This is a genomic window from Streptomyces sp. CBMA152, assembly GCF_014596475.1.
Lineage (GTDB): Bacteria > Actinomycetota > Actinomycetes > Streptomycetales > Streptomycetaceae > Streptomyces.
The window spans coordinates 556291-579469 of record NZ_MECJ01000028.1; the positions used below are offsets into that span (position 1 = coordinate 556291).

General features: G+C 67.1%; 18 protein-coding genes and 1 tRNA gene. 1 reads left to right on the forward strand and 18 read right to left on the reverse strand.

Going from position 1 to position 23179, the window contains the following annotated elements:
- The first annotated feature begins 15 nt into the window (after positions 1–15).
- Positions 16–2163 carry a PIG-L family deacetylase gene (locus tag BG418_RS26100; protein ID WP_188276394.1) on the forward strand — a complete coding sequence of 716 codons (2148 nt, stop codon included), beginning with the start codon at positions 16–18 and terminating at the stop codon, positions 2161–2163.
- A gap of 102 nt (positions 2164–2265) precedes the next feature.
- On the opposite strand, the gene tuf is transcribed toward BG418_RS26100, so the two are convergent.
- From tuf to BG418_RS26190, 18 genes are all read right to left on the reverse strand, one after another.
- Positions 2266–3459: an elongation factor Tu gene (tuf, locus tag BG418_RS26105; protein WP_188276395.1), complete on the reverse strand. Its 1194-nt coding sequence runs from the start codon at positions 3457–3459 to the stop codon at positions 2266–2268.
- A 162-nt stretch (positions 3460–3621) separates the two neighbouring features.
- Positions 3622–5748, reverse strand: coding sequence for an elongation factor G (fusA, locus tag BG418_RS26110; RefSeq protein WP_188276396.1), 2127 nt, complete (start codon positions 5746–5748; stop codon positions 3622–3624).
- Positions 5749–5786: 38 nt separating this feature from the next.
- The gene (gene rpsG / locus BG418_RS26115) at positions 5787–6257 is read right to left on the reverse strand and encodes a 30S ribosomal protein S7 (RefSeq protein WP_101389595.1); all 471 of its coding nucleotides are present in this window, start codon (positions 6255–6257) and stop codon (positions 5787–5789) included.
- 2 nt (positions 6258–6259) lie between these two features.
- Positions 6260–6631, reverse strand: coding sequence for a 30S ribosomal protein S12 (gene rpsL, locus BG418_RS26120; RefSeq protein ID WP_007265893.1), 372 nt, complete (start codon positions 6629–6631; stop codon positions 6260–6262).
- Between the two features lie 271 nt (positions 6632–6902).
- On the reverse strand, positions 6903–7535 hold the full coding sequence (locus BG418_RS26125) for a hypothetical protein (RefSeq protein ID WP_188276397.1): 633 nt from the start codon (positions 7533–7535) through the stop codon (positions 6903–6905).
- A gap of 95 nt (positions 7536–7630) precedes the next feature.
- Positions 7631–8056 (reverse strand): helix-turn-helix transcriptional regulator, encoded by a 426-nt coding sequence (locus tag BG418_RS26130; protein WP_188276398.1) that lies wholly within the window; start codon positions 8054–8056, stop codon positions 7631–7633.
- Between the two features lie 188 nt (positions 8057–8244).
- Positions 8245–8526: a hypothetical protein gene (locus BG418_RS26135; RefSeq protein WP_188276399.1), complete on the reverse strand. Its 282-nt coding sequence runs from the start codon at positions 8524–8526 to the stop codon at positions 8245–8247.
- Positions 8527–8637: 111 nt separating this feature from the next.
- Entirely contained in the window at positions 8638–12537 is a 3900-nt protein-coding gene (locus BG418_RS26140; protein WP_188276400.1) for a DNA-directed RNA polymerase subunit beta', read from the reverse strand.
- 96 nt (positions 12538–12633) lie between these two features.
- The gene (gene rpoB / locus BG418_RS26145; protein ID WP_188276401.1) at positions 12634–16119 is read right to left on the reverse strand and encodes a DNA-directed RNA polymerase subunit beta; all 3486 of its coding nucleotides are present in this window, start codon (positions 16117–16119) and stop codon (positions 12634–12636) included.
- A gap of 604 nt (positions 16120–16723) precedes the next feature.
- Positions 16724–17110: a 50S ribosomal protein L7/L12 gene (gene rplL, locus BG418_RS26150; RefSeq protein WP_188276402.1), complete on the reverse strand. Its 387-nt coding sequence runs from the start codon at positions 17108–17110 to the stop codon at positions 16724–16726.
- A 110-nt stretch (positions 17111–17220) separates the two neighbouring features.
- Positions 17221–17751: a 50S ribosomal protein L10 gene (gene rplJ, locus BG418_RS26155; protein WP_188276403.1), complete on the reverse strand. Its 531-nt coding sequence runs from the start codon at positions 17749–17751 to the stop codon at positions 17221–17223.
- A 312-nt stretch (positions 17752–18063) separates the two neighbouring features.
- The gene (locus BG418_RS26160; RefSeq protein ID WP_188276404.1) at positions 18064–19026 is read right to left on the reverse strand and encodes a hypothetical protein; all 963 of its coding nucleotides are present in this window, start codon (positions 19024–19026) and stop codon (positions 18064–18066) included.
- Positions 19027–19160: 134 nt separating this feature from the next.
- Complete coding sequence (locus BG418_RS26165) at positions 19161–20072, reverse strand: hypothetical protein (protein ID WP_188276405.1); 912 nt, start codon at positions 20070–20072, stop codon at positions 19161–19163.
- A 202-nt stretch (positions 20073–20274) separates the two neighbouring features.
- The gene (gene rplA, locus BG418_RS26170; protein WP_188276406.1) at positions 20275–20997 is read right to left on the reverse strand and encodes a 50S ribosomal protein L1; all 723 of its coding nucleotides are present in this window, start codon (positions 20995–20997) and stop codon (positions 20275–20277) included.
- A gap of 112 nt (positions 20998–21109) precedes the next feature.
- On the reverse strand, positions 21110–21544 hold the full coding sequence (gene rplK, locus BG418_RS26175; protein ID WP_053731185.1) for a 50S ribosomal protein L11: 435 nt from the start codon (positions 21542–21544) through the stop codon (positions 21110–21112).
- Between the two features lie 179 nt (positions 21545–21723).
- Complete coding sequence (nusG, locus tag BG418_RS26180) at positions 21724–22620, reverse strand: transcription termination/antitermination protein NusG (protein ID WP_188276407.1); 897 nt, start codon at positions 22618–22620, stop codon at positions 21724–21726.
- Between the two features lie 77 nt (positions 22621–22697).
- Entirely contained in the window at positions 22698–23000 is a 303-nt protein-coding gene (secE, locus tag BG418_RS26185) for a preprotein translocase subunit SecE (protein WP_188276408.1), read from the reverse strand.
- Between the two features lie 106 nt (positions 23001–23106).
- Positions 23107–23179 (reverse strand) — tRNA-Trp (locus BG418_RS26190).

Here is a 23179-nt window from a genome sequence, read left to right on the forward strand (position 1 = left end):
AGACGGGGAACGTACGTGTACGGAGGAAAAAGGCGTTACCGCCCCACCAGACGCGCCGTCCTCGGGACGGCCGTCGGTGCCGGGGCCGCTGCCGTGGTCGGGGCGTGTTCCGTGCCCGAGGCGCAGCGGCATCGGGACGACGGGGCGACCGCCGCGCCGGGGCAGCCCGTGGCGGCCGGGAAGCGGGCCGTGTTGATGCAGATCGTGGCGCATCCCGACGACGACCTGTACTTCATGAACCCGGATACCCAGCACGCCCTCGACGGCGGGGCCAGGATCGTCAGCGTGTATCTCACCGGCGGCGAGGCCAACGGGGACAACCGGGTCGTCAGTGATCCCTCGACCATGCACTACGACAAGGCCGCCTACTCCTCCGCCCGCCACCAGGGGCTTCGACAGGCCTATGCCTCGCTCATCGGGCTGCCCGTCTTCGCTCCGTGGGAGAAGACCGTCCTGCGACTCCGCGGCGGGCACACGGCCGAGGCCAACACCCTTGCCCACAACGGCCGTCACGTCGAGCTCGTCTTCCTCAACACCGCCATGCACACCCTGCGCGGCGGCCGCATGGGGCTGCCCAGTCTCTGGGAGGACCGGGCCCTCACCCTGCCCGTCGTCATCGCCACGGGGTCGCCGGTCACCGCCGCCACCCCGTACACGTACGACGAACTCGTCGAGGTCGTCGCCGGGCTGCTCGACACGTACGCGCCCACGCTCGTCCAGACCCTCGACCCCGACCCGGACATCCAGCACAGCACCGAGAAGACGCGGCAGCACGACAGCGAGCAACCCGGCTACGCCGACCACGCCGACCACACCGCCGCCGCCTCCTTCGCCTGGGCCGGGATGGTGCGGTATGTCTCCCAGGCCACCCAGCAGCGCAAGGGCGTGCCCGGATTCGCCGTCACCTCCTATCGCGCCTACTACAACCGGCACTGGCCCAAGAACCTCCCCCCGGACGTCCTCGCCGAGAAAGCCGCCCACCTGGTCCCCTACGGCGGCGCCCCGGACTGGAAGTGCGGCAATCCCGGTGGCTGCGGGGACTACAACGTCGGCGGGAAGCGGCCCCTCACCAACTGGAAGGGGTGGGTCCGCTCGACCCACTACCGCTTCCCGGGGCCCCGGCCCGTCGTCGGCGACGAGCCCGACGGACGCCTCGCCGCGTACGGCGTGCTCGGGCTGCGGGCCGTGCGGTGGCGGGAGACCGCGCCCGGCAGCGGGCGCTTCGGCGCGCCCGACGACCTCGGCGGCGGGCCGCTCGCGCCCGTACTCGGCGGCGCCGCGCTCAAGGACGGGCGCCAGCTGCTGTTCGGGCTGCGGTTCTCCTCCGTGGCCGGGCGCGCCGGGGCCAACACCCGTGAGGTGGTGCTGCTCGAACAGGCCACGCCCGGTGGGAAGTTCGCCGCCTGGCGCGGGCTCGGCAACCCCGAACGCGGTGACGACCGCGGGCGCCGCATCGGCTCCCCCGTCGCCGTCACCGCCCCCGACGGCCGCGTCCATCTCTTCGTGCGCAACGCCGACAAGGGCGTCAGCACGCGGGTACGGGAAACCGACGGGTCCTGGGGGCCGTGGGGCGACCTCGGCGGCCAGATCGTTCAGGACGGGCTCGGTACCGCCGTCGACTCGGCCGGGCGCGTACATCTCTTCGCGCCCGGCTACGACTTCGTCCATCACTGGACCCAGGACGCCCCCGGACAGCCCCTCGCCTATGTGAAGAACGGGCCCCGGCTCCCGCTCGCCGTCGACGCGCCCGCCGCCGTCGGGCTCCCCGGCGAAAACGGCGTACAGCTGCTCTACCGCACCCTCACCGACCCCCGTAAGACCAAGGGCAAGGGCCTCGCCCCGGCCGACCCCAAGCTCGTCTCCATACGCGCGGACGGGACCCAGCCGGGCACGGACGAGCCGAAGTTCGACGGATACGGGCCCGTCAGCGCGCTCCACTCCCCCAAGGACGGCCTGGTCGTCCTCGGCAAGGACGCCAAGGGGCGGGTCCAGGCGCTGGTCGGGGACGGGCGCCGGACCCGCCCGCAAGGCGTGGTCCCCGTCGACGCGCCGACCCTCCACCTCACCGCGCGCGGCCCGGTCGCCGTCGGGCTCGGTGTGGACGGGACGCCCTGGGTGTGGGCGCTGGGGACCGGCGGGACCTCTGTGCACGCCGCCGGATGACCAGGTAGAACGATGACCACGTAGAACAGCGAAGGGCCCCGCACCTCTCGGTGCGGGGCCCTTCTTGGTGCTCAGTTGCGAGCTACCAGGTCAGAACACGAATTACTTCGTGATCTTGACGACCTGGCCGGCGCCCACGGTCCGGCCACCCTCACGGATGGCGAACTTGAGGCCCTCCTCCATGGCGATCGGCTGGATCAGCGCGACCGTCATGGCGGTGTTGTCGCCCGGCATGACCATCTCGGTGCCCTCGGGGAGGGTCACCACACCAGTCACGTCCGTCGTACGGAAGTAGAACTGGGGACGGTAGTTGTTGAAGAACGGCGTGTGACGGCCGCCCTCGTCCTTGGACAGGATGTAGGCCTGGGCCTCGAAGTCCGTGTGCGGCGTGACCGAACCCGGCTTGATGATGACCTGGCCGCGCTCGACGTCCTCGCGCTTGATGCCACGGAGGAGCAGACCGACGTTCTCACCGGCCTGGCCCTCGTCGAGCAGCTTGCGGAACATCTCGATACCGGTGACCGTGGTGGTGGTCTTCTCGGTCTTGATACCGATGATGTCGACGGTCTCGTTGACCTTGAGGATACCGCGCTCGATACGACCGGTGACGACGGTGCCACGACCGGTGATCGTGAAGACGTCCTCGATCGGCATCAGGAACGGCTTGTCGACGTCACGCTCGGGCTGCGGGATCGACTCGTCGACGGCCTTCATCAGGTCGAGAACGGTCTGGCCCCACTTGGCGTCGCCCTCGAGCGCCTTGAGCGCCGAGACCTGGACGACCGGAAGCTCGTCGCCCGGGAACTCGTACTCGGAGAGGAGCTCACGGACCTCGAGCTCGACGAGCTCCAGGATCTCCTCGTCGTCCACCATGTCGGCCTTGTTCAGGGCGACGACGATGTACGGAACGCCGACCTGGCGGGCCAGGAGCACGTGCTCCTTGGTCTGCGGCATCGGGCCGTCGGTGGCGGCGACCACGAGGATGGCGCCGTCCATCTGCGCGGCACCCGTGATCATGTTCTTGATGTAGTCGGCGTGACCCGGGCAGTCGACGTGCGCGTAGTGACGCGACTCCGTCTGGTACTCGACGTGCGCGATCGAGATCGTGATACCGCGCTGGCGCTCCTCGGGAGCCTTGTCGATCTGGTCGAAGGCCGAGGCCTCGTTCAGGTCCGGGTACGCGTCGTGCAGCACCTTGGTAATGGCGGCCGTGAGGGTCGTCTTACCGTGGTCAATGTGACCGATGGTGCCGATGTTGACGTGCGGCTTAGTCCGCTCGAACTTTGCCTTCGCCACTGAGTCCTCCTGCGGAGTGGTTCTGTACGCCTTGCTTCATCGGCGCCAGGTGATCTTTGCTGGGATGCCGGGTCCGGGGGCATTCGCCGCAATACTCTCGCATTGCGGCGAATGCCCCGCCGGACTCCGGTGACAAGCCTAAAGCGGGTGAACTCCGAAGAGTTACTCGCCCTTGGCCTTCGCGATGATCTCCTCGGCGACGTTCCGCGGAACCTCGGCGTAGGAGTCGAACTGCATCGAGTAGCTTGCGCGACCCGAGGTCTTGCTGCGGAGGTCTCCGACGTAGCCGAACATCTCCGAGAGGGGCACGAGGCCCTTCACGACGCGGGCGCCGCTGCGCTCCTCCATGGCCTGGATCTGGCCACGGCGGGAGTTGATGTCGCCGATGACCTCACCCATGTAGTCCTCGGGGGTGGTGACCTCGACGGACATCATGGGCTCAAGGAGCACCGGGGAGGCCTTGCGCGCGGCCTCCTTGAACGCCTGCGAACCGGCGATCTTGAACGCGAGCTCGGAGGAGTCGACCTCGTGGTAGCCACCGTCGAGAAGGATGACGCGGACGCCAGTCATCTCGTAGCCGGCCAGGATGCCGAACTGCATGGCCTCCTGGGCACCCGCGTCCACCGACGGGATGTACTCCCGGGGGATGCGGCCACCGGTGACCTTGTTCACGAACTCGTACGACGCCTCGCCGCCCTCGATGGGCTCGATCGCGATCTGCACCTTGGCGAACTGACCGGTACCACCGGTCTGCTTCTTGTGGGTGTAGTCGTGACGCTCGACGGTCTTGCGGATCGTCTCGCGGTACGCGACCTGCGGCTTGCCGACGTTCGCCTCGACCTTGAACTCGCGACGCATACGGTCGACGAGGACGTCGAGGTGAAGCTCGCCCATACCACCGATGATGGTCTGGCCGGTCTCCTCGTCCGAGTGAACCTGGAAGGAGGGGTCCTCCTCCGCGAGACGCTGGATGGCTACACCCAGCTTCTCCTGGTCACCCTTGGACTTGGGCTCGATGGCGACCTGAATGACCGGGGCCGGGAAGTCCATGGACTCCAGGATCACCGGGTTCTTCTCGTCGCACAGCGTCTCACCGGTGGTGGTCTGCTTCAGGCCCATGACGGCGACGATGTCGCCGGCGCCCACCGCGTCGATCTCCTCACGCTTGTTCGCGTGCATACGGTAGATCTTGCCGATGCGCTCCTTCTTGCCCTTGACGGAGTTCAGCACCGAGGTGCCGGCCTCCAGGCGACCGGAGTAGATCCGGATGAAGGTGAGCTTGCCGAGGTGCGGGTCGCTCGCGATCTTGAACGCGAGGGCCGACAGCGGCTCGTCGTCCGACGGCTTGCGCTTCACGACGACCTCGGCGTCCTTGACGTCGTGGCCCTCGATGGCCTCGACGTCCAGGGGCGAGGGCAGGTAGCGCACGACCGCGTCGAGCAGGGGCTGAACGCCCTTGTTCTTGAACGCGGTGCCGCAGAAGACGGGGGTCACCGTGGTGTCCCCGCCCTTGCCGGACGCGATGGTGATACGACGGACCGCGGCGTACAGCTGCTCCTCGGTGGGCTCGACGCCCTCGAGGAAGAGCTCCATGATCTCTTCGTCGTTCTCCGCGACGGTCTCGACCAGCTTCCCGCGCCACTCTTCAGCGGCCTCGGTGTGCGTGTCCGGGATGTCGACGACGTCGTACATCTCGCCCTTGGTCGCTTCCGCGGACCAGACCAGGGCCTTCATGCGGACCAGGTCCACAACGCCCTTGAAGTCGGCCTCGGCACCGATCGGCAGCTGCATGACGATCGGGGTGGCGCCGAGGCGGTCCACGATCATGTCGACACAGCGGTGGAACTCGGCGCCGGTGCGGTCGAGCTTGTTGACGAAGCAGATACGCGGCACGCCGTAACGGTCGGCCTGACGCCAGACCGTCTCGGACTGCGGCTCCACACCGGCGACACCGTCGAACACGGTGACGGCACCGTCGAGGACGCGGAGCGAACGCTCCACCTCGACCGTGAAGTCCACGTGACCCGGGGTGTCGATGATGTTGATGGTGTGGTCGACGTCCTCGAGCGGCCAGTGGCAGGTCGTCGCGGCGGACGTGATGGTGATGCCGCGCTCCTGCTCCTGCTCCATCCAGTCCATCGTGGCAGCGCCGTCGTGGACCTCACCGATCTTGTAAGACACACCGGTGTAGAACAGGATGCGCTCGGTGGTGGTCGTCTTGCCCGCGTCGATGTGGGCCATGATCCCAATGTTGCGGACCTTGGCCAGGTCAAGCGAAGTGGTGGCCATAAGGCTCAGTCTTCTCTCGGTCTCGATGTGGGTTGCGACTACCAGCGGTAGTGCGCGAAGGCCTTGTTGGACTCGGCCATCTTGTGCGTGTCCTCACGCTTCTTGACGGCCGCACCGAGGCCGTTCGAAGCGTCGAGAAGCTCGTTCATCAGGCGCTCGGTCATGGTCTTCTCGCGGCGGGCGCGGGAGTAACCCACGAGCCAACGGAGGGCCAGGGTCGACTGACGACCCGGCTTGACCTCGACCGGAACCTGGTAGGTCGCGCCACCGACACGGCGGGACTTGACCTCGAGCGACGGCTTGACGTTCTCCAGCGCGCGCTTCAGCGTGATGACCGGGTCGTTGCCCGTCTTCTCGCGGAGGCCTTCCATGGCGCCGTAGACGATGCGCTCGGCGGTGGAGCGCTTGCCGTCCAGCAGGATCTTGTTGATCAGCGACGTGACAAGAGGAGACTGGTAGACCGGGTCGATGATGACCGGGCGCTTCGGGGCGGGGCCCTTACGAGGCATTCTTACTTCTCCTTCTTGGCGCCGTAGCGGCTGCGGGCCTGCTTGCGGTTCTTGACAGCCTGCGTGTCAAGCGCACCGCGGATGATCTTGTAACGAACACCCGGCAGGTCCTTCACACGGCCACCACGCACGAGCACGATCGAGTGCTCCTGCAGGTTGTGACCCTCACCCGGAATGTAGGCCGTGACCTCGATGCCGGAGGTCAGACGCACACGCGCGACCTTCCGCAGCGCCGAGTTCGGCTTCTTCGGGGTGGTGGTGAAAACACGCGTGCAGACGCCGCGGCGCTGGGGCGAAGCCTCAAGCGCGGGCGTCTTCGTCTTCTCGACCTTGTCCTGCCGGCCCTTCCGGACCAGCTGCTGGATCGTAGGCACTACTTCTCCGGTTTCTGTGTGCCGTCGTTGTAACTAACCTGGAACATCGCCGACCCACGCGGTCGGGTGTGTCGAATACTGCAAGCTCTCGCCGAGGGCACGGAGAAAGCGCAGATTGCGGTGGCCGTTGACGAGCTCGTCCTGCGGACGTAGGCACGCAGGGGAGCCCAGGCACACCCCAGGCACAAGGTCTGAGCGTACCTACCTCATCGACTTGGGTCAAAACAAATACCCACACGCGGGACACCCCGAGGGACCGGTGAGACGCGTCTCACCCGGGCCCCTCCTCCGGCGGCTCCGCGCCCCCCTTGCCCCGCTCCCGTCTGGGCGCGGTCAGCCGGGGGATGGTGGGCACCTTGGAGTGCGGACTCTTGCGTACGAGGCCGGGGCGGCCGGGATCGCGCTCGGGCGCGGCGTCGGGGGCGGTGTCGGGCTCCGGTGTACGCCCGTGTTCGACTGCGGCGCCGCCGGGTATCTCGTCGGCGGCCGGGGGCGTACGGGACTCGGCCTGCTGCGGGAGGTCGCGGCGCAGCGGGATGACCTCGCCCCGGCCCGGGCGCCGGCCCGCCCGGCGCAGGGAGCGGGCCCTGGCGGCCGAGGCCGTCTCGTCCAGGGCGCGCTGGTACTGGGCCGCCGCGTCCCGCCAGCCGGCCGCGTACGCGCGCAGCTCGCGGTTCTCCAGCTCGGCGCGCAGCAGGACGACCAGCTCGTCGGCGGAGTGGCGTTCCAGGTGGGTCCCCAGGGCCGCGAGCAGCCCCGGCAGGTCGTCGGGGCCCGGCGGCAGCCCGGCGGGCCCGTCGGGCTCCTCGGGAGGCTCGTAGGGGCGCGGGCGGTCCTCGGGATCGCGGCCCGCACGCCCGGCCCGGTCGCCGCTGGGCCGGGAGATCCCGTCGCTCTCAGCCATGCACGGCTCTCTCTCGCGTCCCCATCGCTGCCAGGCCGTGTCAGCTTACGACTGTGTGCGACCGCGGAGGGGGCACGACTGCGGTTCCGGGCCACCTACCGGGACTCCACGGACCCCCGGGTCGCCGCGTCCGGCAGGAACTGCCCCGCGACCTTGATGAACATGGCCCGCTGCTCGGGCGGTACGCCGAGCCCCACCGCGGCCTCCTCCAGCGTGAGCTGCCAGGACGGGGCCGAGGCCCCGCGCAGGGACGGCAGGGGCAGGTCCTCCTCCGTGAGCCGCCCGGAACGGATCAGCATCTCCCGTACGGGGACTTCAAGGACGTGCGCGAGGCGCCGCGTCGTCTCCAGGTCCGGCATGCTCTGGCGCTGCAGCAGGCGGGTGACGGCGGCCCGGTGGACCCCGGCCTCGTCGGCGAGGCGCGACCTGCCGCCACCGCGCGGGCTGTCGATGTCGAAGCCGCGCCGACGGATCAGCTCTTCGATCCAGGTCGCGAACCGGTCCAGCTCGCTGGTGGTCATCGTGATCGCCTCCCTCCGAAGCAAGGACCAGACTATCGCGCTTGCGCGCAAGGAATTAATGGCTCGTCCGGCCACCGCTGTAAGGATTTTGTGGCGGGATTCCGGGGCTTGTCGCGCTCATCCCTGTTTGCGTGCACGCTCGCAAGGTTCACAGCGTGCGCCCCCGCAACTCCCGGGGTCCGTTCACCCTACCCCGGAGTAACCTCCCCGTCGCCCCCGCGCACCGGCATCCGCACCACCCGTCCACCGCCCTCCGCGCCACCGGCGGCGCACGCCATCGCCTCCCGCCAGCCGCTGCTGAACCCGCGCGCCTCCCCGTCGATCGCGATCCGCGCGCCCACCTTCGCCACGACCGCCCCGAGGGTGCGGCCCACGTCGGCGGTGTACGTCCCGGACTCCCCCGCCTCGGCGGCCACCTCCACCGCGGCCACCACCACCTCCACCAACCGCTCCTGGGCGCTCATCACCATGGGCCGCAACCGCCTTTCGAATATGTGTTCGACAAGCGCCACCCACGATACGCCGAAGGGCGCCCACCCCGTGTGAAACGGAGTGGGCGCCCTTCGGTTCAGACGTACGCCTTACTGGTTGTACGGACCGTAGTCGTAGTCCTCCAGCGGGACGGCCTGGCCGGAGCCGGTGCCGAACGGCGAGTAGTCGATGTCGTCGTAGCCGACGGCCGAGTACATCGCGGCCTTGGCCTCCTCGGTCGGCTCGACCCGGATGTTGCGGTAGCGGGACAGACCCGTACCGGCCGGGATGAGCTTACCGATGATGACGTTCTCCTTGAGGCCGATGAGGCTGTCGGACTTGGCGTTGATCGCCGCATCCGTCAGGACTCGGGTCGTCTCCTGGAAGGAGGCGGCCGACAGCCAGGATTCCGTCGCCAGCGAGGCCTTGGTGATACCCATCAGCTGCGGACGGCCGGAGGCGGGGTGACCGCCCTCGGTGACCACACGACGGTTCTCGGTCTCGAACTTCGAGCGCTCGACGAGCTCGCCCGGCAGCAGCTCCGCGTCGCCGGACTCGATGATCGTCACACGGCGCAGCATCTGCCGGATGATGATCTCGATGTGCTTGTCGTGGATCGACACGCCCTGCGAGTTGTAGACCTTCTGGACTTCGCCGACCAGGTGGACCTGGACCGCGCGCTGACCGAGGATCCGCAGCACGTCGTGCGGGTTGGTCGCACCGACGGTGAGCTTCTGGCCCACGTCGACCGCGTCGCCCTCGCCCACCAGCAGACGGGCACGCTTCGAGATCGGGAACGCCGTCTCGTCGCTGCCGTCGTCCGGGGTGACGACGATCTTCTTGGTCTTCTCGGTCTCCTCGATCCGGATGCGGCCCTTGGCCTCCGAGATCGGGGCGACACCCTTGGGCGTACGAGCCTCGAAGAGCTCGACGACACGGGGCAGACCCTGGGTGATGTCGTCACCGGCCACACCACCGGTGTGGAAGGTACGCATCGTCAGCTGGGTACCGGGCTCACCGATGGACTGGGCGGCGATGATGCCGACCGCCTCACCGATGTCGACCAGCTTGCCGGTGGCCAGCGAACGGCCGTAGCAGAAGGCACAGGTGCCGACGGCCGACTCACAGGTCAGGACCGAGCGGGTCTTGACCTCCTCGACGCCCGCGTTGACCAGCGCGTCGATGAGCACGTCACCGAGGTCCACGTTGGCCGGCGCGATGACCTTGCCGTCGACGACGACGTCCTCGGCGAGCATACGGGCGTAGACCGAGGTCTCGACGTCCTCCGTCTTGCGGAGCACACCGTCCTCGCCACGCACCGCGATCTTCAGCTTGAGGCCGCGGTCGGTGCCACAGTCCTCCTCGCGGATGATCACGTCCTGCGAGACGTCCACCAGACGACGGGTCAGGTAACCCGAGTCGGCGGTACGCAGGGCGGTGTCCGCCAGACCCTTACGGGCACCGTGCGTGGAGATGAAGTACTCCAGAACGGTGAGGCCCTCACGGAAGGACGCCTTGATCGGACGCGGGATGGTCTCGTTCTTCGCGTTCGACACCAGACCACGCATACCCGCGATCTGACGCATCTGCATCATGTTTCCTCGGGCACCCGAGTCAACCATCATGAAGATGGGGTTCGTCTTCGGGAAGTTCGCGTTCATCGCCTCGGCAACCTCGTTGGTCGCCTTGGTCCAGATCGCGATGAGCTCCTGCGTGCGCTCGTCCTTGGTGATCAGACCGCGCTCGTACTGCTTCTGGACCTTCTCGTCCTGCGCCTCGTAACCCGCGACGATCGCCTTCTTGGCCTCGGGGACCACGACGTCGGAGATGGCCACGGTGACACCGGAACGGGTCGCCCAGTAGAAGCCCGCCGCCTTCAGGTTGTCGAGCGTCGCCGCCACGATGACCTTGGGGTAGCGCTCGGCCAGGTCGTTGACGATCTCGGAGAGCTGCTTCTTGCCCACCGAGTAGTCGACGAACGGGTAGTCCTCGGGCAGCAGCTCGTTGAAGAGCGCGCGGCCCAGGGACGTACGCAGACGGAACGAGTCGCCCTGCTGCCAGGTCGTCTCGCCCTCCTCCTCGACCGGCGGGGTCCACTCACGCGGCGGCACGGTGCCGATCGGGAAGCGGATGTCGATCGGCGACTGCAGCGCGAGCTCACCGGCGTCGAACGCCATGATCGCCTCGGCCGTGGAGCCGAACGCGCGGCCCTCGCCCTTGGTGTCACGCAGCTCGCCGTCGGTGGTGAGGAAGAACAGACCCAGGACCATGTCCTGCGTCGGCATCGTCACCGGACGGCCGTCGGCCGGCTTGAGGATGTTGTTCGAGGACAGCATCAGGATGCGGGCCTCGGCCTGCGCCTCCGCGGAGAGCGGCAGGTGCACGGCCATCTGGTCACCGTCGAAGTCCGCGTTGAACGCGGTGCAGACGAGCGGGTGGATCTGGATGGCCTTGCCCTCGACCAGCTGCGGCTCGAAGGCCTGGATGCCGAGGCGGTGCAGCGTGGGCGCACGGTTCAGCAGAACCGGGTGCTCGGCGATGACCTCTTCGAGGACGTCGTAGACGACCGTGCGGCCGCGCTCGACCATCCGCTTGGCGCTCTTGATGTTCTGCGCGTGGTTCAGGTCGACCAGGCGCTTCATCACGAACGGCTTGAAGAGCTCCAGCGCCATGGCCTTGGGCAGACCACACTGGTGCAGCTTCAGCTGCGGACCGACGACGATCACGGAACGCGCGGAGTAGTCCACACGCTTACCGAGCAGGTTCTGACGGAATCGACCCTGCTTGCCCTTGAGCATGTCGCTCAGGGACTTCAGCGGACGGTTGCCGGGGCCCGTGACCGGGCGACCACGACGGCCGTTGTCGAAGAGGGCGTCGACCGCCTCCTGGAGCATCCGCTTCTCGTTGTTCACGATGATCTCGGGGGCACCGAGGTCGAGCAGACGCTTCAGACGGTTGTTGCGGTTGATCACACGGCGGTACAGGTCGTTCAGGTCGGAGGTCGCGAAGCGGCCACCGTCCAGCTGCACCATCGGACGCAGGTCCGGCGGGATGACCGGCACGCAGTCGAGCACCATGCCCTTGGGGCTGTTGCTGGTCTGCAGGAACGCGGAGACGACCTTGAGGCGCTTGAGCGCACGGGTCTTCTTCTGGCCCTTGCCGGTACGGATGATCTCGCGGAGGCGCTCGGCCTCCTCGTCGAGGTCGAACGTCTCCAGGCGCTTCTGCAGAGCAGCGGCACCCATCGAGCCGTCGAAGTACGTGCCGAAGCGGTCACGCAGCTCGCGGTAGAGCAGCTCGTCGCCCTCGAGGTCCTGGACCTTGAGGTTCTTGAAGCGCGACCAGACCTCGTCCAGACGGTCGATCTCGCGCTGCGCACGGTCGCGCAGCTGCTTCATCTCGCGCTCGGCACCCTCGCGCACCTTGCGGCGCACATCGGCCTTGGCACCCTCGGCCTCAAGCTCGGCGAGGTCCGTCTCGAGCTTCTTGGCGCGGGCTTCGAGGTCCGAGTCGCGACGGTTCTCGATCTGCTGGCGCTCGACGGAGACGTGCGCCTCCAGCGACGGCAGGTCGCGCGTACGGCGCTCCTCGTCCACGAACGTGATCATGTACGCGGCGAAGTAGATGACCTTCTCAAGGTCCTTCGGCGCGAGGTCGAGCAGGTAGCCAAGACGCGACGGGACGCCCTTGAAGTACCAGATGTGGGTCACGGGAGCGGCAAGCTCGATGTGGCCCATCCGCTCACGGCGCACCTTGGCGCGGGTCACCTCGACGCCGCAGCGCTCACAGATGATGCCCTTGAAGCGGACGCGCTTGTACTTGCCGCAGTAGCACTCCCAGTCCCGGGTCGGACCGAAGATCTTCTCGCAGAAGAGTCCGTCCTTTTCGGGCTTGAGGGTGCGGTAGTTGATGGTCTCCGGCTTCTTGACCTCACCGTGGGACCACTGACGGATGTCGTCAGCAGTGGCGAGGCCGATCCGCAGCTCGTCGAAGAAGTTGACGTCGAGCACTTGTCGTCAATCCCTCTTTCGGGGTCGATTCTTCAAGATGGTCTGAGGGGGGTCCGGGGACGACCGGGGCTTCTCACGAAGCCCCGGTCAGACCCGTCAGACCTCTTCGACGCTGCTCGGCTCGCGCCGGGACAGGTCGATACCGAGCTCCTCCGCAGCGCGGAAGACGTCCTCGTCCGTGTCGCGCATCTCGATGGACATACCGTCCGAGGACAGCACCTCCACGTTGAGGCAGAGCGACTGCATTTCCTTGATGAGCACCTTGAAGGACTCGGGAATGCCGGGCTCGGGGATGTTCTCGCCCTTGACGATGGCCTCGTAGACCTTCACACGGCCGGTGACGTCGTCGGACTTGATGGTCAGCAGCTCCTGGAGGGCGTACGCGGCGCCATAAGCCTCCAGCGCCCACACCTCCATCTCACCGAAGCGCTGGCCACCGAACTGGGCCTTACCACCCAGCGGCTGCTGGGTGATCATCGAGTACGGACCGGTCGAGCGGGCGTGCAGCTTGTCGTCGACCAGGTGGTGCAGCTTCAGGATGTACATGTACCCGATCGAGATCGGGTCCGGGAACGGCTCACCGGAGCGGCCGTCGAACAGGTTGGCCTTGCCGGACGGCTGGACCAGGCGGTCACCGTCGCGGTTCGGGATCGTGGCCTCGAAGAGACCGGCGATCTCGTCCTCACGGGCACCGTCGAAGACCGGGGTCGCGACGTTGGTGCCGGGGGCGACCTGGTCGGCACCGATGGCCTGGAGGCGCTGGGCCCAGTCGTCGGCGAGACCGGAGACGTCCCAGCCGCGGCTGGCGAGCCAGCCGAGGTGGATCTCCAGGACCTGTCCCGGGTTCATTCGGGACGGGACACCCAGGGGGTTGAGGATGATGTCGACCGGGGTGCCGTCCTCCAGGAACGGCATGTCCTCGATCGGCAGGATCTTCGAGATGACGCCCTTGTTGCCGTGACGGCCGGCGAGCTTGTCACCGTCGGTGATCTTGCGCTTCTGCGCCACGTACACGCGCACCAGCTGGTTCACACCGGGGGGAAGCTCGTCGCCCTCCTCGCGGTCGAAGACGCGGACGCCGATGACCTTGCCGGTCTCGCCGTGCGGCACCTTCAGCGAGGTGTCACGGACCTCACGGGCCTTCTCACCGAAGATCGCGCGGAGCAGGCGCTCCTCCGGCGTCAGCTCGGTCTCACCCTTGGGCGTGACCTTGCCGACGAGGATGTCGCCGGCGACGACCTCGGCACCGATACGGATGATGCCGCGCTCGTCGAGGTCGGCGAGGACCTCCTCGGAGACGTTCGGGATGTCCCGGGTGATCTCCTCCGGGCCGAGCTTGGTGTCACGGGCGTCGACCTCGTGCTCCTCGATGTGGATCGAGGAGAGGACGTCGTCCTGCACGAGGCGCTGCGACAGGATGATCGCGTCCTCGTAGTTGTGACCCTCCCACGGCATGAACGCCACGAGCAGGTTCTTGCCCAGCGCCATCTCGCCGTTCTCGGTCGCCGGACCGTCGGCCAGGACCTGGCCGGCGATGACCCGGGCGCCCTCGTCCACGACAACCTTCTGGTTGACCGAGGTGCCCTGGTTCGAGCGGGAGAACTTGTGCAGGCGGTACGTGGTGTACGTGCCGTCGTCGTTGGCGATGGTGATGTAGTCCGCGGAGACCTCCTGGACCACACCGTCCTTCTCGGCCTTGAGCACGTCGCCGGCGTCGGTGGCGCAGCGGTACTCCATGCCGGTGCCGACCAGCGGTGCCTCGCTCTTGATGAGCGGGACGGCCTGACGCATCATGTTCGCGCCCATGAGGGCACGGTTGGCGTCGTCGTGCTCGAGGAAGGGGATCATCGCGGTCGCGACCGACACCATCTGGCGCGGCGAGACGTCGATGTAGTCCACCTCGGCCGGCGGCACGTAGTCGACCTCGCCGCCACGACGGCGGACCAGGACGCGAGCCTCGGTGAGCTGGAGCTCGTCGTTGAGCGCGGCGTTGGCCTGCGCGATGACGAAGCGGTCTTCCTCGTCGGCCGTGATGTAGTCGACCTCGTCGGTGACCTGGCCCTCGACGACCTTGCGGTACGGCGTCTCGATGAAGCCGAACGCGTTGACGCGGCCGTAGGAGGCGAGCGAACCGATCAGACCGATGTTCGGGCCTTCGGGCGTCTCGATCGGGCACATACGGCCGTAGTGAGACGGGTGCACGTCACGGACCTCGAAGCCGGCCCGCTCACGGGAGAGACCACCCGGGCCAAGCGCCGACAGACGGCGCTTGTGGGTGAGACCCGACAGCGGGTTGTTCTGGTCCATGAACTGCGACAACTGCGAGGTGCCGAAGAACTCCTTGATCGACGCCACGACCGGGCGAATGTTGATCAGGGTCTGCGGCGTGATCGCCTCGACGTCCTGGGTCGTCATGCGCTCGCGCACGACGCGCTCCATACGAGCCAGACCCGTACGGACCTGGTTCTGGATGAGCTCGCCGACGTTGCGCAGACGACGGTTGCCGAAGTGGTCGATGTCGTCGGTCTCGACGACGATGTTCCGACCCGACTCGCCGACCGTCTCGGTCTCGCCCGCGTGCAGCTTGACCAGGTACTTGATGGTCGCGATGACGTCGTCCGTGGTGAGGACACCGGCATCGAGGGGCTCATCCGCGCCGAGCTTCTTGTTCACCTTGTAGCGGCCGACCTTCGCGAGGTCGTAGCGCTTCGGGTTGAAGTAGAGGTTCTCGAGCAGCGTCTGAGCGGCCTCGCGGGTCGGCGGCTCGCCCGGGCGCAGCTTGCGGTAGATGTCGAGCAGCGCGTCGTCCTGGCCCTGGGTGTGGTCCTTCTCCAGGGTGGCGCGCATGGACTCGTACTCGCCGAACTCCTCCAGGATCTGCTCGGTGGTCCAACCGAGAGCCTTGAGGAGGACGGTCACGGACTGCTTGCGCTTGCGGTCGATGCGGACACCGACCATGTCGCGCTTGTCGATCTCCATCTCCAGCCAGGCACCCCGGGACGGGATGATCTTGGCCGTGAAGATGTCCTTGTCGGACGTCTTGTCGATGTTGGAGTCGAAGTAGACACCCGGCGAGCGGACGAGCTGCGACACCACGACACGCTCGGTGCCGTTGATGACGAAGGTGCCCTTGTTGGTCATGAGCGGGAAGTCGCCCATGAAGACCGTCTGGGACTTGATCTCGCCGGTCTCGTTGTTGGTGAACTCGGCGGTGACGAAGAGCGGGGCCGCGAACGTGAAGTCGCGCTCCTTGCACTCGTCGATCGAGTTCTTCGGCGGCTCGAAGCGGTGGTCGCGGAAGGTCAGCGACATCGACCCGCTGAAGTCCTCGATCGGGGAGATCTCCTCGAAGATCTCCTCCAGACCGGACTTCGTGGGGACGTCCTGTCCGTTCTCGAGAGCGGCCTCGACGCGAGACTTCCAAGCGGCATTGCCGAGCAGCCAGTCAAAGCTCTCGGTTTGCAGCGCAAGGAGGTTCGGAACCTCGAGGGGCTCCTTGATCTTTGCAAAGGAGATGCGCAGCGGGGCGGTGCTGGCGCCGTTGTTCGTATTGGCGGTCGAGGCGTTGCGCGAGGCGGCCAAGAGGGGGTCCTTCCGAGGGCTCGGACTCACTACGCGCGTACCGGTCCCACGTGGGCACAGAGAAAGACGTTTCCCGATTCAGCCGGAGAAGGCCAGGTCAGGGCGGTTCGATCCGAGGTGCTCAAGCGAGGGCATGCCCCTGGTGACGGGCAGGGGGCAGCTAACAGGCAGCGCAAAGGGACAGTGTAGCCACTCGGCCCACTGATGTCCAGGGCGGATTCTTCGCGACCCTCATTGTTCTTCTCAGTACCTCGCAAGCCACGCGCTGTGAGGCGCACATCGATACTGCCCTCTTCGCCTTCGATCCATGCCTCGGATCCGGATCGATGTGACGACGCGTCCTGAGAATTGCGCGCTGCGTGCGGTTCGTCAAGACCCCTCAGCTCCGCGGAGATCGCTCCGTGACTGCTCGTGCGGCTACGAGGCGTACACGGGGCGTACGGCGATGATCACCATACTCCCTGTCGTCCCCCGCGCAAGGCAGCCGTGACGGCGCCGCCGGGGTACGCCGAAGGGCGACCACCCGGATGGGTGATCGCCCTTCAGTGTGTGCGTGTTACACGTCCGAAGACGTCACGCGCAGAGAGTCAGAAGACTCACAAGGTCACTTGACCTCGACGGCCGCACCGGCAGCCTTGAGGGACTCGGCAGCCTTCTCGGCGGCCTCCTTGGCGACCTTCTCGAGAACGGGCTTCGGGGCGCCGTCCACGAGGTCCTTGGCCTCCTTCAGACCCAGGGAGGTCAGCTCACGCACGACCTTGATGACCTGGATCTTCTTGTCGCCGGCGCCGGTGAGGATGACGTCGAACTCGTCCTTCTCCTCGACCTCGGCGGCGGCACCGGCGCCCGGGGCACCCGGGGCGGCAACGGCGACGGCCGCGGCGGCGGTGACGTCGAACTTCTCCTCGAAGGCGCTGACGAACTCGGAGAGCTCGATGAGGGTCATCTCCTCGAACTGGGCGAGGAGGTCGGCCTGAGAGAGCTTCGCCATGATGGGCGATCCTTCCACTAATTCGGCAGGTGCCGGATGTATATAGAGGCGGGCGTAACGGCCCGCTACGACCCGCGCACTAGGCGGCGCGGATCAATGCGCGAGCCGAGTTACTCGGCACCGCCCTGCTCGGCGAGCTTGACGCGAAGCGCTTCCGCGGTGCGGACGAACTTCGACGGCAGCGCCTGGAAGAGCGAGGCAGCCTGAGACTGCTTGCCCTTGAACGCGCCGGCCAGCTTGCTGAGCAGAACCTCGCGGGACTCGAGGTCCGCGAGCTTCTTGATCTCATCGGCGGACAGCGCCTTACCATCAAGGACACCGCCCTTGATGATCAGGTTCGGGTTCTCCTTGGCGAAGTCACGCAGACCCTTGGCCGACTCCACCGGGTCACCGGTGATGAAGGCGGCACCCGTCGGACCAGTGAACTGGTCGTCGAGCGAGGTGATCCCGGCCTGGTTGGCCGCAATCTTGGTCAGCGTGTTCTTCACCACGGCGTACTGGGCGTTCTCACCGAGCGAACGGCGCAGCGTCTTGAGCTGGGCCACGGTGAGACCCCGGTACTCGGTCAGCACGACGGCGTTCGAGCTGCGGAACTGGTCCGCGAGCTCGGCTACCGCGGCAGCCTTGTCGGGCCTTGCCATAGAGCGTCGGCCTCCTTCCGGGTGATGAGGACCGCTCAGAAGGGGCTGCGAAATACGAAACGCCCCGGCGCAAGTGCACGGGGCGTAGCTCGACCGGAACGAGTCCGGGAACTTTCCACAGTCACCTGCGCGGGTCGTCCGCTTGCAGCGGATCCTTCGGCCACCGCCCCTTCTTGCGAAGGCACGGCAACGACCAGCGGTCTTTGGCTTCTGTGGAAGAGTACGTGACGGGTGCCGGATCGAGCAAATCCGGTCGTACGGGACGGTCAGGCCCGGTCGTACGGAGCGATCGCGTCCCCTCGTACGGGATGGTCAGGCCGAGCCCGGGGTGCCGTTCTTTCCCAGGTCGCCCAGGCCCTTCAGCATCTCGAACAGGTCCAGGGTGTCGGCCGCCTCCGGGGCCTTGACCTCGGCCTTCGTGCCGTAGTCCGAGTAGTGCGTGGACGTCGTGACCTTGCCCTGGGGGCTGTCCATGTTGACGTCCATCTTGACCGGGTAGCCGTCCTTGTCGACCCAGACCTCGGTGTCGTAGCCCTTGACGCCCGACTTCTTCATGTTGGCGAGGAGCTGCTCGCGCTCCTTGGGGCCCAAGGTGTCGAGCATCTTGTTGCTCGCCGCCATCTCGTCGATGGTGAGCGTGCCCTTGTAGTGCTGGGTCGCCACCCCGTCCGCCTGCTCGGCGCCCAGGTGCTTGAGGTTCGGCGAGTCGAGCAGCAGGGCGAGCTGCTGGGACGGGTCCTGGTTCATGTTCTCCAGGCCGGACGTCATCGACTTGGTGAGCTGGTCGTTGCCGCCGGACATCTTGGCCGCGGCCGCCAGGTCGACCTTGATCCAGTGCTTGCCGTCGAGGCCCTTGGCGGCCTCGGTGCCCATCGAGCTCGCGTCCATGTACATGACGTTGCCGAGCCAGACCATGCGCGCCTTCTCGGGGGCGCCCGCGGCCTTGGTCTTCGGCGAGGAGTTGACCACGGTCAGGTCCATCGACGTCGGGTTCCACGCCATGACGCCGGTGACCTGGGTGTCGCCCGCGTCCTCCCCCATGGCGGCCGGCATCGACATGCTCATCCGGACCTTCGCGGACTTCGCGGCCGACGTCTTCTTGAAGGCCGCCGTCAGCATCTGCTGCGCGTCCGAACGCGACTGCTCGCCCACGACCGGCTTCTTGGCCGCGCCGTCCGCCTTCTTGCCGTCGCCGCCGCAGCCCGCGGCTCCGGCCACCACGACGGTGGCCGTCGCCAGCGAGAGCCCCGCCCGCGTCCATCCGGTCCTGGTCATGCGTCCCACCCCTTGTTTCCCCTGTTCCCCCGTGTCGCGACCTTTTGTCCCCCGTGTCGCGATCTTCCCGATCAGGCGTTCTCCTGCCACCGTATCCGACCGCTGTGACAGGTGAGACGGATTAAGACCGGGGCTCAGCCCTGCTGCTGGGTCGGGGTCTTGGGCTTGATCAGGGTCGTGAAGTCCAGGGTGTCGGCGGCCGGCGGGGCCTCGACGGCGACCTTGACGCCGTAGTCCGAGTAGAACGCCGTGGTGTTCAGCTCGCCGTTCTTCGTCGCCGCGCGCTCGGTCTTCTTGACCAGCAGGTCGTCCTTGTCCACCCAGATGTCGACGGTGTCCGTGCTGATGCCGCTCTGGGTCATCTGGGCCTTGAACGCGTCCAGCGTCTTGGCGTCGAGCCCGGAGCTGGAGCCCACCAGCTTGGCGATGTCGACCGTGCCCGAGTAGTGCGTCGCCTGCACTCCGCGGACGTCCTCGGTACCGACCTTCTTGACGTCACCCGAGGCCAGCAGCATCTTCACGCCCTGCTGGGGCGTCGAGTTCTGCATCTGGTCCTTCATGACGGCGCCGCTCGGGCCCATCAGCTTGGCCATGTCGTCGTAGCCGTAGCGGATCCAGTGCTTGCCGCCGACGGACTGGGCGAAGGTGGGGCCCATGTTGGCGAAGTAGGCGTCGCGCAGATAGCGGGCGTCGATGCTCTCGGCGCCTATCTGCTTCATCGTCTGGGCCATCGTGCCCTGCGTGTACTTCATGCGCATGGTGCCGGTCATGCCGCCGCCCCACGCCAGGTCGCCCGCGCCCTGAAGGCCCATGGTGGTGCCCATGGACATCGTCACCTCGACCTTCGAGGAGCCGGCCCCGTCGGTCTTCTTCTGCACCGCCTGGAGGGCCGCGACCGGGCTGAAGTCCGAGCCCGCCTTGTGCTGCTCCTTGGCGGGCGCGGCCGAGCCGGAGCCGCTGCCGGACCCGCAGGCGGCGACACCGGCGAGCGCAGCGCCGGCCGCCACCAGCGAGACACACGTACGCCGTACGGACCTGCTGTTCATGCCATCCCCCTCGAATACCTTTTCTCCTGGACATCGAAGGTAGCGCAGAGGTCCGACAACCCCGCGAGCGCCCGGGGCAGTTGGGACGCGGCTGGGACAAAGCCCGCCCCTTACCGGAAACGCGGGCAGCAAAAAAGCCGGGCCCCGCACCTGTGAACAGGTGCGGGGCCCGGCCCGGAATCAGCCGTTAGAGCGGTGAGGCTCAGACCGCGGCCGGGTCCTCCTCGACGAGGAGGTTACGGGTGCGGTTGGAGTCCAGCGCGATGCCGGGGCCCATCGTGGTGGTGATGGTGGCCTTCTTGATGTAGCGGCCCTTGGCGGCGGACGGCTTCAGACGGAGGATCTCCTCCAGCGCGGCGCCGTAGTTCTCCACCAGCTTGGCGTCGTCGAAGGACACTTTGCCGATGATGAAGTGCAGGTTCGAGTGCTTGTCGACGCGGAACTCGATCTTGCCGCCCTTGATCTCCTCGACCGCCTTGGCGACGTCGGGGGTGACCGTGCCGGTCTTCGGGTTCGGCATCAGACCACGCGGACCGAGCACGCGGCCGAGGCGGCCGACCTTGCCCATGAGGTCCGGGGTGGAGACGACGGCGTCGAAGTCCAGACGGCCCTTCGCAACCTCGTCGATGAGCTCGTCGGAGCCGACGATGTCGGCGCCCGCGGCACGCGCGGCCTCGGCACGGTCACCGGTCGCGAAGACCAGGACCCGGGCGGTCTTACCGGTGCCGTGCGGAAGGTTCACGGTGCCACGGACCATCTGGTCGGCCTTGCGCGGGTCGACACCCAGGCGGAAGGCGACCTCGACGGTGCCGTCGAACTTGGTCGAGGAGGTCTCCTTGGCGAGACGAACGGCCTCGAGCGGCGCGTACAGCTTGTCCGCGACGATCTTGGCGTCCGCAGCGCGGAGAGTCTTGCTGCGCTTCACTTCTGCTCCTGTGTTGGTTCAGGCATGGAGTCGTGGTGCGGGCCAGCGCTTGGCCCTACCACTGGAGTTCTGTCACCTCGCGGCTACCGCCGCGCGGCGGGGAAGGCTGAGATCAGCCCTCGACCGTGATGCCCATGGAACGGGCGGTGCCAGCGATGATCTTGGACGCGGCGTCCAGGTCGTTGGCGTTCAGGTCGGCGAGCTTCGTCGTGGCGATCTCGCGGACCTGGGCCTCGGTGATCTTCGCGACCTTGGTCTTGTGGGGCTCGCCGGAGCCCTTCTCGACACCAGCGGCCTTGAGGATCATCTTCGCGGCCGGCGGCGTCTTGGTGATGAAGGTGAAGGAGCGGTCCTCGTAGACCGTGATCTCCACCGGGATCACCCAGCCACGCTGCGACTCGGTCGCGGCGTTGTAGGCCTTGCAGAACTCCATGATGTTGACGCCGTGCTGACCGAGCGCGGGGCCGACCGGCGGGGCCGGGTTCGCCGCACCGGCGTTGATCTGGAGCTTGATAAGCCCCGTGACCTTCTTCTTCTTGGGAGGCATTGCTCTCTCCGGGTCCTAGTGAGAGTGAACCGCCTGCATCCGATCATCCGGATGGAGGCATACCGCACAACGATAACGGGTATCCCTGTGCGGCTAAAAACCGAGCAGGTCAGACAGGCTTTGAAGAGCCGGTCTGACCTGTTCGGAAGACGGGGTTCCGAGAGGAACCAGTTAAAGAACTAGTTCTTCTGGATCTGGTCGAAGCTGAGCTCGACCGGGGTCTCGCGACCGAAGATCTCGACGAGGCCCTTGACCTTCTTCGAGTCGGCGTTGATCTCGTTGATCGTGGCCTGCAGCGTCGCGAACGGGCCGTCGGTGACGGTGACCGAGTCGCCGACCTCGAAGTCCAGGACCTGGACCTCGACCTTGCGGGCCGGAGCCGGCTTGCCCTCGGCCTCGGCGGCCTCGCGGGCGGCCTTCTCCTCGGCCTCCGGGGCGAGCATCTTGACGATCTCGTCCAGGGTCAGCGGGTACGGGTCGTAGGCGTTGCCCACGAAGCCGGTGACGCCAGGCGTGTTGCGGACGACGCCCCAGGACTCGTTCGTCAGATCCATGCGGACGAGAACGTAACCGGGCAGCTTGTTCTGCCGGACGTTCTTGCGCTCGCCGTTCTTGATCTGGACGATCTCCTCTTCGGGGACCTCGGCCTGGTAGATGAACTCCTCGACGTTCAGCGAGACGGCACGCTGTTCGAGGTTGGCCTTCACACGCTTCTCGTAACCGGCGTACGTGTGGATGACGTACCACTCGCCGGGCAGACCGCGCAGCTCCTGGCGCAGGGCCTCGACCGGGTCGACGGGCGCGGCGGGCTCCTCGGGAGCCTCCTCGGCGGCCTCATCCTCGACGGTCTCGGCGTCGACGTCGGCGTCCTCGGACACGGCGTCGGCGGCCTCCTCGGCCTCCAGCTCGTCCTCGTCCTCGACGTGGAGCGCGGCTTCCTCGGCGGGCTCGCCCGCCTCGATGTCGGCAGTCTCGGCCTGGTCCGGGTCCACGGCGTCCGCCGCCTCGACGATGTCGATCTGGTCCTCCACGGACTCCGCCGACTCGATGGCGTCGTTCAGGTTCGGGTCAGACACGTGGCTGCTTCTTCCTGGCTACAGATGGGTGGAACAAATGCGAAAAAGGCGCCGGGTGGGCGCCCTTACGCGGCGGATCAGCCGAAGACGTACTTGACGACGTGCTGGAATCCGGAGTCGATCACGGTCACGATGCCGATCATGATGACGACGAACACGATCACCACGGTGGTGTACGTCGACAGCTGATTGCGCGTCGGCCAGACAACCTTACGAAGTTCGGCGACGACCTGCCGGTAGAAGAGCGCGAGACGGCCCAGGGGGCCCTTCTTGCCGCGCTTACCGCCCTTGCGGGCCTTCTTCTTGGAGTCCTTGTCCGCTGACGCAGACGCCTCGTCCTGGGCATCAGGCATGTCGATGGAGCCCACGGCGTCCGTCACGCTTCTCACCTGATTCCGGGTCGTGGCCGTGCCGCGCCCGGTGGAGCCGCACGGCGGTGCATAGAAGTACGTACATGCGCACACATCCTGGCGAAGGTGTGTGTAGCAGGGCCGGAGGGACTTGAACCCCCAACCGCTGGTTTTGGAGACCAGTGCTCTACCAATTGAGCTACGACCCT